The sequence below is a fragment of the Candidatus Nomurabacteria bacterium genome (assembly GCA_023898625.1).
Taxonomy (GTDB): Bacteria; Patescibacteriota; Saccharimonadia; order Saccharimonadales; family JAGQNJ01; genus HK-STAS-PATE-36.
Map to the genome: position 1 here is coordinate 143,433 of CP060231.1, position 16,654 is coordinate 160,086.

The window sequence follows — 16,654 nt, forward strand, 5'->3', positions numbered from 1 at the left end:
GCTGTATTTCTATTGTCTGATGGGGGATAATTCTAGTGTAAAATATGGCCAGTCGACTCGGCGGGGTTAGGGGTGGTCACCCCTAACCGCCATGCCTCGCTTTGTGGCCATATTTAATTTTTTACAAGAGACAGCGAACCCCAATACCGAAAGCCCGATCGACGACGTGGCCAGGAAGAACGAAGCCAGAAAAGAAGACCGCGAGGAAAGCGTTATCCGCAGTATCCGGGAAAGCCGAACTTGACCACAGGCCGCCGCCGCCGCCCTGGTCGCCGAAGCCCCCATTCCAGAGGCCAGCAAATTGTCCTTTAAATGGGCCGTTAGGTTGCCAGTTTTGGTAATGTTCCCCGTAATTGCTTAAGTAGGTGGGGTCTTGGCCATTTGGGAAACCTGCCATTTTAGCGCTTAGTTCGTTGAATTCGTTGGTTGAGAGGGGTATGCCTGTGTTAGTATCTATTCCACCGATTGGTAGTCTCCAGTTTTTAGGGCAGATGGAGTGTGGGGCATTGCCGGCATTCTCATCGTGGGAGGTCCTGGATTCTCCTGCGGTTACAGCTGGCCAATTGTAGAGGTTGCCGTAGTCATCTGAGTTAGTTACTTCGGCGGTAGAAATACCGGGTCCATCGTTTTGGACTAAGTTAGATGTGTCTATAGTGATGTTCCAGCTGTTATCTAGGGTTGACCAGGTAAATGCAGTGGTACCGTTGCCATCAAGTTGGCTAGAACGGCTGGTGGTTACGGTTTGGCCTACGGCTGTAGTTAGGGCTGTAGCTACTGTATCGCCGTCAACATCATACGGAAATGGGCCAACGGTGGTAGAGATTGGAGTGGATATATTTAGGCTCCAGGTGCCACTGGTTGAATGTTCCCAGCCACTTGTGACTCTGAGTGCGGTTGGTATGTTGTAGGCTTCTGGGGTGTCGAAGCTAGCGTGTGATGAGTCAGAGCCAGAGTAGAGTTGTGGCAGGGTGAAGTTACTAGTTATGTCTGTGTCTTGGGGTGTAAGTAGAGTTGTACCTGAATTTGAACCTAGTTTTAGGTTGTTGAGCATCCAACAGTTGTTGTCGGCTAGTTTGGCTACTTGGTAGGTTTGGTTGTCTCCCCTAGCGTCTGTTAGGGTTAGGATAGCTTCGTTGTTAGAGCCATCATAGATTGTCATGTTATCTTGGCAATAGGATGATGTTAGCTCTTGCATGGTGGTTGGAGCTGGTGGAATTATTGATGGGTTGTCGGTAGCATTATAGGTTAGTTGTAATTGTTTGGTGCCAGCTGTTACTGTGTCGTCTATGGTGAAGTATAGGGTGGCTTCTGTTGTGTCATTACTGGTTGCTGAACTGGTGGTTTTTAGAGTTAGCGGAGTGGCGTTTGGAACTAGGGTGGTATTGGTGGCTATTTCTCCGCCTTTTATGCCAATAGCTATGCCTGGTTCAGTTGATTGGAGTTGGGCGGTTAGGGTGTACCCACTTGAGTTGACTGTGCCGGTGGTTAGGTTTGTGGTGGAGTTTACCGATCCGCCACCATTAGGGATAGTTACATTAATGTTGTTTTGGCCGGTGCCAAGAGTTAGGGTTGGGGTGGCTTGGGCAAAGTGAGAGTTAATAGTTAGGCCAACTACGGCTAATGAAAGAGCCAAGAAAACACCTAAACTACGAGTTTTTAGTTTATAACGAGAGCCTAAACGGCGAGAAGTTAAGTACCAAGTAAGTAAGCTTAGGGTAATTAAAATAATGGCAATGATTGGTAGTAGTTTGATTTGCGAGCCAGTATTAGCTAAGTTTCCGTTAGCTGGGGTATTGCCTACTACTATATTAAGAGTTTGAGTTATGGTTTGATTTTGCATGGATTAATTCTAGCTCCTACAATATTAGTTAGATTATTAATGTTACCTTGTAGGGCTTTTTATAGTTATAACCTTTTTGGCACCTACCAAACAGCTATTACAGCTATTACAGCTATTACAGCTATTACAGCTATTACAGCTATTACAGCTATTACAGCTATTACAGCTATTACAGCTATTACAGCTATTACAGCTATTACAGCTATTACAGCTATTACAATAAGCTTATGGCAATAGTAGTAGCCTGTCAAGAGTAATGCACTTGCTCACCACTTTATAGAGGACAGTCCTCTATAAAATAATTTTTCCTGGAACTCATCAGATGCCATTCTTTCATGGACAGTTTCATGCTCAGGTCTTTTATTCATATAGTTATCATTATACCATATTCTAGACTTGTTTACAATAGACTATTAAATACAGTTTTTTTATTTGGCTGTTATTTTGTCAATTAAAAGTTTAGTCAAGATTTGGCGATGACCACGAACTTTCTTGACCCGTTTTTTAGCTTTATAGCGGATTGAGGTTACTTTATCGGCTTTAGTTTCTTCAACGATTTTTGCAGTAACTTTTGCACCATCAACTTCTGGTTGACCAATAATTGTCTTGTCTCCGTCTATAATTAATAGTGGTGTAAAGCTTATATTTGCCTTTTCATTTTTAATACGCTCTACTTCTAGAGTTTCGCCTTCAGTTACGATATATTGTTTGCCGCCGGTGGCGATTACTGCTTTTTTCATTAATTTACTTCTACCTTTTTTATAATTTACTAAACAAGTTTAACAGATATGTTGTAACCTGTAAACCCCTTAAAGTTTTTGATAGTTATTTATTAATTTATTTCAATTATCAGTTTGTACTGTTCAATCTTAACCGGTAACAAGCTTTTATTTGTTGGGTCTTTTATTGTTAATTTATTTGCTAGAGTTTCTTCAGAAATTTGCTGTTTGTAGCTTTTGATTGCACTGATGAGATCATCGTCTTCTGTTGAAAGCAGTAGATTTATCTTTGCATCAACTTTTAAGTCTTTTACCTTGCGGGCGTTTTGAACTTGCCTTATGACTTCTCTGGCTAAGCCCTCGCTTTTTAGCTCAGTTGTTATTTCTAGGTCTAAATTAAATTCACCTTTTTTTACTTCTTTAACATTCAATTCTTCTTTTAAAATTTCATTAAAATCAAACACTTTGCCGTTTTCAGGTATTGTGACTGTTTGCAGTGGTTGCCTCACTTTTATTTGATTTTTAGCCCGCAAGCTTAAGCCCTCGTTCACATATGTTCGTAAATTATGCATATCGTCCACCACTTGTTCATTTATTTGCCCAACCTTTGGCCAGTCAAGTAAATGTACAGATTCACCGCCTGTTAATTTTTGATACAGTTCCTCTGCTAAAAACGGTGTAAACGGAGCTAAAATCATACTTAACTGCACTAATACATAGTGTAATGTGCGATAAGCGTCGTTCTTATCCTCATCATCACCACTTTTCCAAAACCGGCGTCGGCTCCGGCGGACATACCAATTAGATGCATCATCAATAAACGGCAAAATTAGTCTTGTTGCATCGGCTAACTGATACTTACTCATATTTTGACCAACTTCTTTAATAAGCTGATGTACCCGGCTTATAATCCATATATCCAAAGGATTATTAAGTTTTTTAATGTCTACTTCAACCGGAAACAACTTCTCAGTTCCGATATGAAACGAGAAGTCAGGAGTACCGGATTGAGCGGTATTTGACATACCGTGAAAGAGGAACGCATCTGACGACGAAGCATCATACGGAAATGTGAAGTTGTCTACCTCGGCATACATTGTGAAAAAGTCGTACATATTCCAAACCATACCAAGTTTACGCGCAACATCATTTAGGTCTTTATCTTGAAGCACAAAGTTGTCTCCACTGGTTAATGGACTTGTCATCAATGTAAAACGATAAGCGTCTGCTGAAACTTTATCCATAAGCTCAACTGGATCAGTATAGTTTTTATGTTTTTTACTCAACTTCCTACCATCCGACGCCATTACAAAACCGGTACAAATTAAGTTTTTATATGGCGACTTGCCAAACAAAGCTACATTTACAGCTGTTAGGCTATAAAACCAGCCTCTAGTTTGATCAATCGCTTCGGTGATAAAATCAGCCGGAAAACCGTCTTCAAACTGCTGCTTATTTTCAAACGGATAATGAAACTGTGCAAATGGCATAGATCCACTCTCAAACCAACAATCTAGCACTTTCCCAATATGACGCATCTGCACACCATCGCACTCAAAAGTTACGTCCATAACCATTGGCAAGTGGTAATCGTTCAGTTTTTTACCGGTTTCTTTTGCAAACTCCTCATAACTACCAAAAACTCGTACTACCTCCGTTCCATCAGTGCGTACACCCTTCCAAACCGGAATTGGCGTTGCCCAATAACGATCACGGCTAAGGTTCCAATCTGGTGCAGATTCTATGATGTTATGGAACCTACCTTCTTGCAGCACTTTTGGCACCCATCTTGTTTTATCGGTTGCACTTAACATTTCATGCTTTTGAGCTTGAATATCCATAAACCAGCTGGGGTGGGCACGGTACATCAGCTTTGTGCCACACCTATGGCAGTGCGGGTAGTCGTGCTGGATATACTCTACTTTGAGGGCTTTCTCCTCTGCTACCAGTGTTTTTGCTATCTCTTTATTTACTTCCCATATATTTTTGCCAAGCCAACGCCCTTCGGTGTAATGACCGTTTTCGTCAACAATAGACACAATCGGAATACCAGCTTTTTTGCAAAGCTCGTAGTCTTCCTCGCCATAAGCTGGTGCTTCATGAACAATTCCCGTGCCGTCTTCGGCTGTAACAAAATCGGCTTCTAAAACAATATGGGCCTCTGGGCCGCGGTTTTCAAACAGCGGACTGTATTTTAGACCAATTAACTCTTTGCCCAACACTGTTTTTAATACTTTAAAATCTAGTAGTTGATGCTTTTTATCTGTTAATACTTTCTTTATTGCGTCAGTTGCAATGTAAAACTTTTTATCACCATATTGCACAAGCGAATATTCAATTGCCGAATTAACGGCAATCGCTACGTTAGCTGGCAAAGTCCAGGGCGTGGTTGTCCAGGCAAGCAAATATTCATCGGTATCTTCTATCTGAAAGTACACAAATACACTTGGGTCTGTATCTACTTGGTAGCTATTTTCCATTGCTACTTCGCTTTTACTAATTGGCGTGGCGTCTTTGGTGCAGTAAATTAGAATTTTCTCACCCTCATAAATCTTGCCCTTTTCATAAAGCTCTTTAAATGCCCACCAAACCGATTCCATGTATTCGTTATCCATAGTTTTATAGGCACCCTTAAACTCTACCCACCTGCCGATCCGGTCAATCGTGTCTTCCCACTCGGTACCGGTTTTTACCATCGCCGTTCGGCAAGCTTGCACATAATCGGCAATACTAATCTTGGTGCCGATTTCTTTTTTGTTTTTAATGCCTAGTTGGTTTTCTACAAACACTTCGGCTGGCAAACCATGACAGTCCCAACCCCAAACTCGCTCTACACGGTGACCTTGCATAGTTTGGTATCGTGCAACTGTGTCTTTTATGGCAGAAACCAATAAATGTCCGTGATGAGGCGTGCCAGTCAAAAACGGAGGGCCGTCATAAAACACCCACCGCTTATTCTCTGGCCTTTGCTCAACCGATTTTTCAAAAGTTTTATTCTGCTTCCACTGCTTAATGATATCTTTTTCGTATTCAATTGGCTTGCGTCGTGTGCCTGATTTAAATTTCATCTCATTCCTTTTCGTTGATTATATTTTATGGCTATGTTATAATTGAAGTATTCAATATTGAAAATACCTCGCTCGTGCGCGTCCTTGCGGGGTTTTTTCATTGCTTGCCTTCCAATTTACGTTGTACTTTAGTTCGTATTTCATCCATAAATAAAATCTTACTGCCTGCTGCCTTACGCAGTAGGCTTGATGAGTATTTAAGATTCGGCGTTATAACCATTTTAAATTTCATTTTGTTCCTATCTATCACTCTTTCTGCGATTATCCTCTTTACATATCATTTGACAGTTTTCACTTACGGTTTTGCCGCCTTCACTCCACGGCGTAATATGATCGGCCTCCATTTCGCCGATCTCCCAATGCTTGCCACCACACACTGCGCCTCTAGCTACACAGTCTCCCTTTTGCCTTTCGTAAGCTTCACGCTTCATCCGATCAGAGAAACTACGCACCGAGAGATATTTCTCATGACCCGTCAAAAGATAAGAATATATCCCCGACTTGCTAGTAACATCATCATCTTGCATCAGCCGAGAAACTTCCCGCTCTAGCTCGTCGGCATTCAAATCATCGTCTTTATGCTCATTATAAAGCTCGCCCCACGGCACATTTTTCATCTCACCCCGATAATTTGGGAATATCCGCCGTGCCCACGCTATCACGTCCTGAAAATATCGCCATAATTCATCGGCGTTTTTGTCGTGTTGATGACGAGCCATGTAGTCACGGATTTCGCCCTTATTTATCCAAGATAAAGCTTTTTCTAGGATTTCCTGACGCAAAGGTGCTCCCGCCACCAATTGCCCACCATCGCTAGCCAGCAGATACGCTACGCAGTTACTTTTACTAAACTTCAGCTTGGCGTCCGATAGCCATGTCCCAGTATAAACAGCGTTTCGAATTTCCTGCGGAGTTAGTTTTTCGCCAGCGATATTAATGACCTCAAACCATTTTAATCGCTCGCTATCTGTCCCTTCGCAAAAATAAATCATCAATTCGTATTCAAGTATTGCCTCTTGCTCCTCGGCAGTTAGATTATGAAAAAATAAATCATCAACCGAAAAATCACCGTTAATATATTGTCCGATGCTAATCGTTCGTTGCTGCCCATCAAGCACCTCATAACCGCCGTCGCCACGCACCATCCAATACATGACATTGAGCGGGAAGTTTTGGCGAACTGTGCGAATTACTTCATCACGCTGTTTGCCACTATAAACAAACTCTCGCTGATATTTTGGGCGAACATCAAGTTCACCATTATATGCAACTACGCCGTGTTCGGCATTGTCCTGAAAGCCAGCAAGGGCGACACGGATTTTGATACGATGTAAATCAATTTTCATAATACTTATTTCTCTACTTTCTTGTTTTTAATTAAAATACGTGCATAAATTTTCTTTCCATTTAAGTATGGATATCCGAAGTTAAAATCATCAATTTTTGTTGTTACCATCTGTCCCAAAAGTTTAAATTGACTGGGATTAAATTTATCCAAAAAAGTTATCGGTACGCCCATCACTCCTGTATAATCTTTGGGTATATCAGCCACTACATTAACATTTATTGCATCATAGTTGTCATAGTGCGGGTACAATTCTGGGGTATAGCTACGATACATCTCAAACTCTTCATGTCGTTTGGTTGTGTCTAGATTAGTAAACCAACAGGCCATAATGTGCTTTACTTTTTTGCCGTCAACCATCTTTTCATAAGCTTGATCCTCCGGTACTTCAAACCACATATCACTATTGATATTACGATAGCCCAACCACAGTTTATTATCTTTTATCAAACTGAAAGTTTCTTTATAGGTAATCGCATTTTTATTGCCAATTATCAAAAACTTTTTATCGTGCTCCACCAGCTGTGCGATATATTCGCGGAAAAGACTAAATGGTGGATTCGTCACCACGATATCTGCTTTTTCTAGTAGCGCTACGCATTCTTTACTGCGAAAATCGCCGGCTGGATAATCTTTGTCACCTTTAAGTGTCACCCATTCGTTGTTTTTGTTTATCTGAAGTTGCTTGGCAACATCGGCTAGATTGTATGCTCCATCGCCATCAATATCACCAACATCATTGATAACAAATCGTTTTGCTTTAACTTTTGGACGACCTTTTTGTTTAGGCATTTTTGGCTCTTCTATCCCCAAAGATAGTGTTAGTTGCACTTCATCTATCGGCGACGGCTTATAGCTGGTCGTAATCAGTGATTTTAGCTCTAACTGCTTAAAGTTTAATACAAAGTAACGAAAAAAATTGCTCTCATATGGGTCATCGCAGTTACAATAAACAGTTTTACCCTTAAATTGAGCTTTATAATATCGCAACTCGTCTTCAATGTCTTTTGACTGAGTATAAAACTCATCTTTTTTTGACTGTTTAGCTTTTTGCAGAACTTTTTGAGCCATATATTCGACCTTTCTAAAATTAAAAACACTCCTTTTAGCTATCGGAATCCCAGCGTACTAGGACGGTACCATCCGATTTCTAAAAGAAGTGCTTATCACTTTTTTAGCTCTTATTTAACGGCTGTTACGGGCTTACCCGGCGAGGTCTACTTGTCTAACGACTTTCTTCTTGCTACTTCGTGGTTGATAGCCACTCATCCAAACTGGAACGTATTTACACAATCAGTTTACAATAAACAGAGGTAATTAACAAGTTTTTACTTAACTTCACCATATGCTGAAAGTTCATTAATTAACGGTAATGGATTTCCACTCCATTTCTGCAACAAAGACCCACCGTTATCTAATGCCAAAAAAATTGGATGATCTAACACATCGTATAGCTTCATTTTTGAGATTCCATCTGGAGTATCAATATTTAACAACTCGATATCTTTGCCTGTACGATCGTGAAACTCGCGTACATACTGTTCAACTCCTCGAGCAAATTCTGAATTTGGTCGATAAAGCACAATCAGTTTCATACAGTTTAGTGTACCACAGATAACTGTAATTATCTGTAAGGTTCGGTGCGACTTTACCTAAGCACCGAACCTTACTATTTATGTCTTCTAGCTACATCCTGTGGTGCTACCACAACTGGTGCACACGTAACAGCTACCTGAACGCTGAGTTTGGTTGCCACAATTAAAACAAAGTGGAGCATTATCATCCTTGATAGATGCTTGCTTATTACTAGCTTTTGCCTGTTTTACCATTTCGATTGGTAAGCTTATCGTTTCCGTAGCAACTTCTTTTGAATCTACTGTATCAACTTCTGGTTCGTCAATCAGCGAAGTTTGCTCTTCTGGCATATCATCAATTGACGCTAATCCAAGCTCTAAGCGATCATCAAATGGCAGATAATCAAGAGCTAATCTTCTAACTATATAATCTGTTATAGAAGTAGCTGTTCGAATATCCACATCATCCGTAATTCCTGCTGGCGCAAAACTAGTGCCACGCAAAGTCTTAACATAACTCTTTAGTGGAACCCCATACTGCAACCCGTGACTCATAGATATGGCAAACGAATCCATTAATCCAGACAGGGTTGAGCCTTGCTTTGAAATGTTCACAAATACTTCACCTGGTGTACCATCGTCGTATTCCCCAACAGTAAAGTATCCGTCCAGGTCGGCAATTTCAAAGTGATAGGTCTTACTGGCGCGTACTCGTGGTAGCTTTCGTCTTACGGCACCCTTAACTACAATCTTATCTTCGTTTGACTGAACAGGTGCAGATTCTGTTTTTTCGGATCCTTCTTTCTTGGCCATAGATAACGGCTGGGCTACTTTACAGTTATCTCGATAGATTGCCACCGCCTTTAATCCAAGCTTCCATGACTCTATATGTAATTGCTCAACATCTTCGACGCTAACATCTTCAGGCATATTTACTGTCTTGCTAATCGCCCCAGACAAGAATGGCTGAACGGCGCCCATCATCTTTACATGACCCATATAATGAATAGCATTATCACCCATTGAACAAGCAAAAACAGCCAGGTGCTCCTTCTTGATGTGTGGCGCACCGATAATAGTTTTTTCGGTATCTATATAGTCGATAATTGCGTCAATTTGCGACTTATTATAGCCTAGTGTTTTTAGTGCTCGCGGAACTGTTTGGTTAACAATATGCATGGTACCACCGCCGACTAGCTTCTTGACTTTCACAAGACCTAGGTCTGGTTCGATACCTGTTGTGTCGCAGTCCATCATCAGACCAATGGTTCCTGTTGGAGCCAAAACGCTAGCCTGCGAATTGCGCACGCCAAACATATTCCCCAGCTCAACTGCATCATCCCATGACTCTGTTGCGGCACTCAAAAGATCTTCAGACACTAAACCAGCGTCAATATTTGAAACTTCTGCGCGATGCATCTTAAGGACTTTCAGCATTGCCTCGCGATCTTTATGGAACCCACTGAATGGTCCGACTCTTCTGGCGATCCTAGCACTCGTTGCATATGCATGACCCGTCATCAGCGCAGTAATTGTTGCAGCCTGAGCACGACCTTCATCAGAGTCATAAGGCAAGCCCTGTGCCATCAATAATGCCCCAAGATTTGCATAACCTAAGCCAAGTTCTCTGTAGGCACGTGCATTTTTTCCTATACCTTCTGTTGGATATTCCGAATAACCAACTAGTATTTCCTGTGACGTAAACATCACCTCTACGGTATGCTTAAAGGCTTCTATATCAAACGTACCGTCTTTATTTAAATATTTAAGCAAGTTAATGGAGGCAAGATTACATGCAGAATTATCAAGGTGCATATATTCACTACATGGGTTTGAAGCATTAATGCGCCCGGCGTTTGGTGCAGTGTGCCATTTATTGATAGTTGTGTCGAACTGCATACCCGGATCTGCACACTCCCAAGCCGCCTCAGCAAATTGGCGCATCAATTTACGAGCCTTTATCGTTTTAACTGTTTTACCAGTTGTAACCGCTTTTAGGTCCCAGTCTGCATCGTCAACCACTGCTTGCATAAATTCATCTGTTACGCGAACAGAATTGTTGGCATTCTGATATTGCACAGAAAATGCATCTTTACCATCCAAGCTCATATCAAATCCAGATTCTTGCAGTACCCTAGCTTTCCGCTCTTCAATTGCCTTTGCCCAGATAAATTCTTCTACATCTGGATGATCGGCGTTTAAAATAACCATCTTGGCTGCACGTCGTGTTTTGCCACCACTTTTAATAGCTCCAGCAGAAGCATCTGCGCCACGCATAAAACTCAATGGACCACTAGCCGTACCAGCGCTCTTGCCTAGCTTCTCTGCAGATGATCGAATTGGACTCAGGTTAACACCAGAACCAGACCCACCCTTAAAGATCATTCCCTCTTCTTTATACCAATTTAAAATTGCTGGCATTGTATCCTCAATACCCAAAATAAAACAAGCACTAGCCTGTTGAGATCTATCCGTAGCGCCAATATTAAACCAAACTGGTGAGTTAAAAGATGCTCTTTGGGTTGCCAAAATATACTTTAACTCTTGCTTAAAATCTTCTGCTTCCTCTTTAGATTCAAAGTAATCTTCTTGCAATCCTTGTCTAACTATCGTGTCGGCCACCCGGTTAATCAAATCACGCAGGCTATTTTCGCGCTCATCAGTACCCGGGGTTCCAGAAAAATACTTTTGCGCAACAATATTTATTGCGTTAACCGACCATCCATCCGGAAATTCAACGCCTCTTTGTTCAAAAACATTGACGTTTGTTATCGGATTATTAATAATCGAGTCTCTTTTTACCCATTTTAATTGATCGTATGCTTTAGTTTTGGGCTTCGTAAAGAAGCGACCAACACCCAGTGTAGTTGTTTGTCCCATAATACCCTCACTTTATATTGTTATTTTGTTTTTATTTAGAGTCCTCATCATATCACTTATCGACCAATGATAGATGTTTGAGCTCCTCACAATTCTCAACTCATATTAAGAGCTGTGAGGAGCCAGAAAAACTACAGTATTTCTATGCAGATTTTTCTTGCTCTGTTTGATGTTGACGTATTTGCGATAATTCTTGCTCAAAACTAGCTATATCTTTGAAGCGTCGATACACACTAGCAAATCGAACGTATGCAACTTCATTAACGTTTGCTAGGTTATCCATAACAAGCTCGCCTATCTTAGATGAAGAGACATCGGGTTCGCCACAACTATATAACTTTTGTTCTACATTCGAAACAATTTTCTCAATTTGTACACTAGTTATAGTTGTTTTTTCGCATGCTCTATGCAACCCACTTAACAACTTATCTCGATTAAAAAGCTCCCGCGTACCATTGTGTTTGATTACTACTAGTTGAGGATACTCAATACGTTCATAAGTCGTAAATCGATTATTGCATTTCTGACAAGAGCGACGACGACGAATAGATTCACCTTCAGCAACGTCACGCGACTCAATCACCTTTGTGTCGGCGTTTTGACATTGATTACATCGCATTATTTACTCCTATTTCGCAATTTTATGTTTAATAATGTACGAACACTTAATCTATATATAGTGTCTATGCTTACAAGCATACCCCTACAAGTAGCGTAATTCAAGTATTTTCTGCTGTATTATTTATTACGTTAGACTAAGTTTACTCAGGGTGCTTATCTGATGATTTTTGGTTGTTCCGTTTTCTAAATCTGCGTAAAAATGAGGGCTTTTCTAACTCATCATCAATATGCTCTGCCTCGTTTTCGGATGGCTGATTTTGTGTTGCCTCATTGTCGTTCTCGTGATCTATCGCCCAAATATTTGGCATAGGCGTATCATTATGAAAATCCGATACATCGTGCGTATTTTCAGATTTGTCCTCTAAGTCCATATTTATACTCGATATATCCTCATCTTCTTTGGGGCTACTCGACTTATTCGCTTTGGTTGGCTTTTCTTCAATATTTGCCGTTTTTCGGTTAGCAAAATACGAGCTATCAAAACCCGTTGCCACAACCGTAATAATAATCTCATCGCCTAAATCTGGACTTATTGTTGCTCCAAATATAATATTTGCGTCTCCGTCAGCTGCATTTGTGATGGTTTCAGCTGCGGTATTAATCTCGTGCATAGTCATATCATTGCCACCAATAACATTGAACAAAACACCACGAGCGCCATCAATCGAGACTTCTAACAATGGAGACTCTATGGCCTGTTGAGCTGCCTTTACGGCTCTGTCTTCGCCACTAGCTCTACCAATACCCATTAATGCCGAGCCAGCATTGCTCATAACCGCCTTAACATCTGCAAAGTCAAGGTTAATAAGCCCGTGTACGGTTATTAGGTCAGATATCCCTTGAACACCTTGCCTCAAAACATCATCTGCAACCTTGAAAGCCTCCATTAATGGGGTTTGCCTATCGATTGTTTGTAATAATCTGTCGTTAGGAATAATAATTAGCGTATCTACTGCACTGCGCAAGTTATCGATTGCAGATTCCGCATTTTTTCGGCGTTTTTCACCTTCAAAAGCAAATGGTTTGGTAGCAAAGCCTACAACCAAAGCATTTTCTTCTTTAGCCACCTTCGCAACAATATGTCCCGCTCCACTACCAGTGCCCCCACCGGCGCCAATCGTAACAAATACCATATCAGCACCATGAATTGCTTTTTGAATTTCATCTATTGATTCTTGAGCGGCGCGCTCACCCACAGAAGGATCTGCGCCGGCGCCTAGTCCTCTAGTAGCATCTTTGCCAATATGAATTTTTTTTGTAGCCTTAGAGTGATGTAATGCCTGCGCATCGGTATTGATTGCAATAAACTCCACACCATCAACACCTGACTCTACCATACGGTTAATGGCTGCTCCCCCAGCACCACCAACTCCTACTACTTTAATGCTTGCGAATGTTTCAATAGCTGGTTCAACTTGTGGCATTTAATATTTCCTATTCATTATTCTTGCTTACGTAAATTTAGTATACGCGAGTGATTGAACAACTGCAATGCTACACACGAATTTTTTGTTTTTTCCTGTGAATAAGTTATGTGTTTATTATTTATTTTTCTTAATTTTGTGCCAAACACCACCTAAGACACCGAATACATTTCCGTTGTCATGACCACTTCCTGATCTTTGCGAACTTGCTGGTAGTAGTAAGATATCTAATATCATTAATCCTATACTAGTAGCAAACGCAGGATCGTTAACTGTATCTATTAACCCCCCTATGGGCTGAGCTTTGCCAATACGTGCTGCAAGTTGTAACTTTTCGCGCGCAAAGTCTGCTATACCGGGCATTTTAGCCATACCACCAACAATTACTACGCCACCAGGTAGCTTTTGTGATTTATGAATTCTTTTCAATTCTTTACTAATCAGCTCGAATAATTCTTCAACTCTAGCTTCAGTAATCATTGCAACTTCATCTGCATCAAAACTATAATTCTTTTTCTGAATACTAACACTTATAGTACCTATCTTAGCCTGGTCGCCAAGCCCTGCATGCTGAACTTTAACTGCTTCGGCAATATCTAGGTCGGTTTTTAATCCGATAGCCAAATCGTTAGTAAGATGGATTCCTCCGACTGGAATAACCCCTACATATTGAACCTCTCCATCCTCCACAACAACCATATTGGTGGTTCCAGCGCCTATATCAATAAGTAATGTTCCCGATTCTTTTTGCTGCCTAGATAGCACTGCCTCGGCTGATGCCAAGCTAGAAACAGTATAGTTAGTTGGCCTGACATGTGCTTTTTCAAGAACGAGATCAACATTTTTTAAATTAGAACTTAAAGCCGTAACTATGTGCGTATCTACCTCAAGTCGAATCCCCTGCATCCCTACTGGATCTTTAATGTTATCCTGGCCATCAATCCTATAGTTTTTCGCGAAAACTTGTATTATTTCCCGATTTGGGGGTAACTTTATAACAGTTGCTGCTTCTTCTACCCTAGAAACGTCTGAAGTTGTTATTTCCTTATTAGCTGTGCTTATTGCAACTACACCCCTAGAATTTAATCCAGCTATATGTGACCCATTAATATTTACTGTTGCGCTTTGAATGTGTACACCAGATACCTGCTCAGCCTGATTAATTGCTTTGATTATGGCATCGGTAACATCGTCAATATGAGCAATAACACCTTTACGCATACCAAGGTTTGTAGATAAACCATGACCAATAATTGACACTTTACTTTGATCTTGTTGGTCGATAACACCAACAATACACCGCACTGAGCTGGTACCAATATCTATTCCTACATAATGTTGTGGCTGTTCACGCATGCAAGCAGTATAACGCTTATACTCTATTTACATCAAGTTATTAAATTATTTATTCAGTAGATCTGGTTAGTATTTCAAATCCATCGTCAGTCACAAGAACTGTATCTTCAAAATGCGCAGACAATGAGCCATCACTTGTTGATACAGTCCATCCATCATTTTCAACATAGACTTTTTCATTTCCAAGCATTGCCATTGGCTCAATAGCTATAGTCATTCCTGAAAGTAGTTCTGGGCCAGTATTCTTTACCCCATAATTTGGGATATTTGGGTTTTCGTGCAATTTATGACCAACGCCGTGCCCCACATATTCTCTTACTATTCCTAGCTTTGCATCGTCGAGAACATTTTGTATTGCTGAAGATATTGTACCAACTCGAACAGTATTTTTAACAACTGATATTCCTGATAATAATGCTTGTTCAGTTTTTTCTAATAGAAGTCGCTTTGATGAATTTGTATTTCCTACAACGAAAGTTCTAGCTGCATCAGTAATCATGCCCTTGTAATTCACCCCAAAATCAACACTAACAACATCGCCATCATGAAGTATCTTGTTGGGTTTCGGTATACCATGAATTACTTGGTCGTTTACTGAAACACACATAACGTGCGGAAAGCCATGGTAGTTTAAAAACACAGGTTTTGCATGCTGATGTTCGTTTAGTTTTGATAATGATAAATCAGCAAGATCTTTTGTCGACATACCGGGTTTTGTGTACTGAACAACAAATTGTATCACATGCTCAAGAATACTACCACTACGTCTAATATTTGAAATCTCTTTAGGTGTTTTAATTTTATTATGCATAAAAAACTAAACCTTTAGTTGCTTGCGAATAGACCGTTGAACAATATCCACCTCTTGATCTGCGGTTATATCATGTATCGGAACACCTGCATCTTTAAAATGCTCTAAGATAGGTAATATTGAGTTGTTATACTCTTTGAATCGCTCTTCAATTGCAGATTCGGTGTCATCTTGTCGACCTCGCGCCAGCAAGCGTTTTCGAACAGCTTTTTTATCCGCTTTCAGATTTACGACTGCCGTCAATTTCAGTTGACCATGTTTTGCTTGATTCAACAACCAATCTGCCTGTGCCACAGTACGCGGAAAGCCATCTAGTATAAACTCATTCTTTGTGTCTACAACATTAAATATTTTTTGAACCAACGAGATTATCTCTTTATCTTCAATCAGCTTTCCGGCAAGCATGTCTTTTCGGCGTTCCCCAGAAATAAGCATTCTCAGGAACTCCCCGGTTGAAAGCCAAGGCAAACCTAAATAATCTGCTAGCATTTTACCCTGAACACTTTTGCCAGAACCCGCAACTCCGGTAAATATTATCAAAAAACTACCTCCATTATTTGCTACTCAACTGATCTTTAACGATACTAGCAATCCTTGCGCCATCCGCTCGTCCATCGCTAGATTCTTTAACACTTTTTATAATAACGCCCATATCTTGTATTGAAGCACTGCCATGTTTAGATATTATGTTTCTAGTTAATTCGATAAGCTCAGAATCGCTCATCATTTCAGGAAGATATGCTTCAATAACCTTCTTTTCGTCCAACTCTTTTTTTGACCGCTCGACAGAGCCTGCCTTAATATATAGATCGGAGGCTTCTTGACGCTTTTTTGCTTCTTTTTGTAAACAGGCAATTACTTCTTGATCGTCTAGCCCAGAATCACGTTTATTTTGTGCAATCTCTTGATTTAGAATAACGCTCTTTATCATTCGAAGTGTGTCGGCCTTCAGCCGATCACCGGCTAAAAGAGCCTCTTTTAAGTCTTGATCAATTACCTGTTTCAGGCTCATCAAA

At 40.6% G+C, this 16,654-nt stretch carries 14 protein-coding genes; 1 reads left to right on the plus strand and 13 read right to left on the minus strand.

What is annotated here, in order from left to right; translation table 11 throughout:
- Positions 1 to 121: 121 nt before the first annotated feature.
- Positions 122 to 1,840, minus strand: a complete 1,719-nt coding sequence (locus tag H6793_00735; protein USN95682.1) for a hypothetical protein — start codon at positions 1,838 to 1,840, stop codon at positions 122 to 124.
- On the opposite strand from H6793_00735, the gene H6793_00740 reads away from it, so the two are divergent.
- Positions 1,835 to 2,077: a hypothetical protein gene (locus tag H6793_00740; GenBank protein USN95683.1), complete on the plus strand. Its 243-nt coding sequence runs from the start codon at positions 1,835 to 1,837 to the stop codon at positions 2,075 to 2,077. The two genes, H6793_00735 and H6793_00740, sit on opposite strands and share 6 nt — an antisense overlap.
- A 191-nt stretch (positions 2,078 to 2,268) precedes the next feature.
- Here the strand turns inward: H6793_00740 and rplU are convergent, their stop codons facing one another.
- The 12 genes from rplU to H6793_00800 form a co-directional block, all read right to left on the minus strand.
- On the minus strand, positions 2,269 to 2,580 hold the full coding sequence (rplU, locus tag H6793_00745) for a 50S ribosomal protein L21 (GenBank protein ID USN95684.1): 312 nt from the start codon (positions 2,578 to 2,580) through the stop codon (positions 2,269 to 2,271).
- A gap of 92 nt (positions 2,581 to 2,672) precedes the next feature.
- A complete protein-coding gene (locus tag H6793_00750) occupies positions 2,673 to 5,627 on the minus strand; it encodes an isoleucine--tRNA ligase (GenBank protein ID USN95685.1) in 2,955 nt (984 codons plus the stop codon).
- A gap of 239 nt (positions 5,628 to 5,866) precedes the next feature.
- The gene (locus H6793_00755) at positions 5,867 to 6,973 is read right to left on the minus strand and encodes a DUF262 domain-containing protein (GenBank protein ID USN95686.1); all 1,107 of its coding nucleotides are present in this window, start codon (positions 6,971 to 6,973) and stop codon (positions 5,867 to 5,869) included.
- 5 nt (positions 6,974 to 6,978) lie between these two features.
- The gene (locus H6793_00760; GenBank protein ID USN95687.1) at positions 6,979 to 8,043 is read right to left on the minus strand and encodes an adenine-specific methyltransferase EcoRI family protein; all 1,065 of its coding nucleotides are present in this window, start codon (positions 8,041 to 8,043) and stop codon (positions 6,979 to 6,981) included.
- Positions 8,044 to 8,300: 257 nt separating this feature from the next.
- Complete coding sequence (locus tag H6793_00765) at positions 8,301 to 8,567, minus strand: hypothetical protein (protein ID USN95688.1); 267 nt, start codon at positions 8,565 to 8,567, stop codon at positions 8,301 to 8,303.
- An 87-nt stretch (positions 8,568 to 8,654) separates the two neighbouring features.
- The gene (locus tag H6793_00770) at positions 8,655 to 11,426 is read right to left on the minus strand and encodes a vitamin B12-dependent ribonucleotide reductase (GenBank protein ID USN95689.1); all 2,772 of its coding nucleotides are present in this window, start codon (positions 11,424 to 11,426) and stop codon (positions 8,655 to 8,657) included.
- A gap of 142 nt (positions 11,427 to 11,568) precedes the next feature.
- Positions 11,569 to 12,045 (minus strand): transcriptional repressor NrdR, encoded by a 477-nt coding sequence (gene nrdR, locus H6793_00775; GenBank protein ID USN95690.1) that lies wholly within the window; start codon positions 12,043 to 12,045, stop codon positions 11,569 to 11,571.
- A gap of 142 nt (positions 12,046 to 12,187) precedes the next feature.
- Positions 12,188 to 13,471, minus strand: a complete 1,284-nt coding sequence (gene ftsZ / locus H6793_00780) for a cell division protein FtsZ (protein ID USN95691.1) — start codon at positions 13,469 to 13,471, stop codon at positions 12,188 to 12,190.
- Positions 13,472 to 13,588: 117 nt separating this feature from the next.
- Positions 13,589 to 14,827 carry a cell division protein FtsA gene (gene ftsA / locus H6793_00785; protein ID USN95692.1) on the minus strand — a complete coding sequence of 413 codons (1,239 nt, stop codon included), beginning with the start codon at positions 14,825 to 14,827 and terminating at the stop codon, positions 13,589 to 13,591.
- 49 nt (positions 14,828 to 14,876) lie between these two features.
- Positions 14,877 to 15,638, minus strand: coding sequence for a type I methionyl aminopeptidase (map, locus tag H6793_00790; protein USN95693.1), 762 nt, complete (start codon positions 15,636 to 15,638; stop codon positions 14,877 to 14,879).
- Between the two features lie 6 nt (positions 15,639 to 15,644).
- Positions 15,645 to 16,178, minus strand: a complete 534-nt coding sequence (locus tag H6793_00795) for a nucleoside monophosphate kinase (GenBank protein USN95694.1) — start codon at positions 16,176 to 16,178, stop codon at positions 15,645 to 15,647.
- Between the two features lie 13 nt (positions 16,179 to 16,191).
- A complete protein-coding gene (locus H6793_00800; GenBank protein USN95695.1) occupies positions 16,192 to 16,650 on the minus strand; it encodes a GatB/YqeY domain-containing protein in 459 nt (152 codons plus the stop codon).
- Between the last annotated feature and the right edge of the window lie 4 nt (positions 16,651 to 16,654).

Excerpts from the sequence above, each read along its gene's own strand:
- H6793_00735 (USN95682.1), bottom strand. The coding sequence starts at position 1,840 with ATGCAAAATCAAACCATAACTCAAACTCTTAATATAGTAGTAGGCAAT.
- rplU (USN95684.1), bottom strand. The coding sequence starts at position 2,580 with ATGAAAAAAGCAGTAATCGCCACCGGCGGCAAACAATATATCGTAACT.
- H6793_00750 (USN95685.1), bottom strand. The coding sequence starts at position 5,627 with ATGAAATTTAAATCAGGCACACGACGCAAGCCAATTGAATACGAAAAA.
- H6793_00755 (USN95686.1), bottom strand. The coding sequence starts at position 6,973 with ATGAAAATTGATTTACATCGTATCAAAATCCGTGTCGCCCTTGCTGGC.
- H6793_00760 (USN95687.1), bottom strand. The coding sequence starts at position 8,043 with ATGGCTCAAAAAGTTCTGCAAAAAGCTAAACAGTCAAAAAAAGATGAG.
- H6793_00765 (USN95688.1), bottom strand. The coding sequence starts at position 8,567 with ATGAAACTGATTGTGCTTTATCGACCAAATTCAGAATTTGCTCGAGGA.
- H6793_00770 (USN95689.1), bottom strand. The coding sequence starts at position 11,426 with ATGGGACAAACAACTACACTGGGTGTTGGTCGCTTCTTTACGAAGCCC.
- nrdR (USN95690.1), bottom strand. The coding sequence starts at position 12,045 with ATGCGATGTAATCAATGTCAAAACGCCGACACAAAGGTGATTGAGTCG.
- ftsZ (USN95691.1), bottom strand. The coding sequence starts at position 13,471 with ATGCCACAAGTTGAACCAGCTATTGAAACATTCGCAAGCATTAAAGTA.
- ftsA (USN95692.1), bottom strand. The coding sequence starts at position 14,827 with ATGCGTGAACAGCCACAACATTATGTAGGAATAGATATTGGTACCAGC.
- map (USN95693.1), bottom strand. The coding sequence starts at position 15,638 with ATGCATAATAAAATTAAAACACCTAAAGAGATTTCAAATATTAGACGT.
- H6793_00800 (USN95695.1), bottom strand. The coding sequence starts at position 16,650 with ATGAGCCTGAAACAGGTAATTGATCAAGACTTAAAAGAGGCTCTTTTA.